This window comes from Sutterella massiliensis (assembly GCF_016899755.1).
Taxonomy (GTDB): domain Bacteria; phylum Pseudomonadota; class Gammaproteobacteria; order Burkholderiales; family Burkholderiaceae_F; genus Sutterella; species Sutterella massiliensis.
The window spans coordinates 1-576 of sequence record NZ_JACJJC010000225.1 but is presented as its reverse complement, the minus strand read 5'-3'; the positions used below and the strand labels follow the sequence as shown (position 1 = coordinate 576).

Here is a 576-nt window from a genome sequence, read left to right as displayed (position 1 = left end):
CGCCAAGGGACCTCGAACGAGGCCGTTCGCGTTTCAGCGAAAAGCCAGTCACTTTTGCGAGATTTTTCCAGCAAGAATGATGGACTCTTCTTCGGTCGCACCGCAGTACACTGCGGCATCCTTGAGCTTCGCGATTTTGTCGTTAAGAAACTTTTCGGTTTTCTTGGCCGACATACGGATAGTCAGCGGCGGAGCCACTCGAGCGCCCGCAAATGTCCGCTGCAGCACTCTGCGTCGGGCATCCAGTGCAGAGGCGATTTCCTTGATGGCCTTTTCCTGATCATCCTGATTCTTGATCGGCAGCGCTTTGTTGTATCAATTTGGGGGCGCATAGAGAGGCGATCCGGCCTTGATTTCCTTTGAATGGAATACTTTTGAGGCTTCAATTTTTTTAACGCTGAACCCGTCTTCTGATCGTCAATTTAAATAGAATGAGGGAGGGAAAACGAAAGCTCAAGGCAACTGAGGGCTTGCTGGACTAAGGACGAGACACCGTAAAAGCAGTACCGACTTGAGCCGTAGGACGCCATTCCAAAACCTGAGGTTGCTCGTGGCCCAGTGAGGAGTGGCGTTTTC

At 51.6% G+C, this 576-nt stretch carries 1 protein-coding gene; it reads left to right on the top strand.

Annotated features, from left to right (window positions below):
* On the top strand, positions 1-363 hold a 363-nt coding region (locus tag H6A60_RS12285; protein WP_205105040.1), incomplete at its 5' end, for a hypothetical protein.
* Positions 364-576 lie beyond the last annotated feature (213 nt).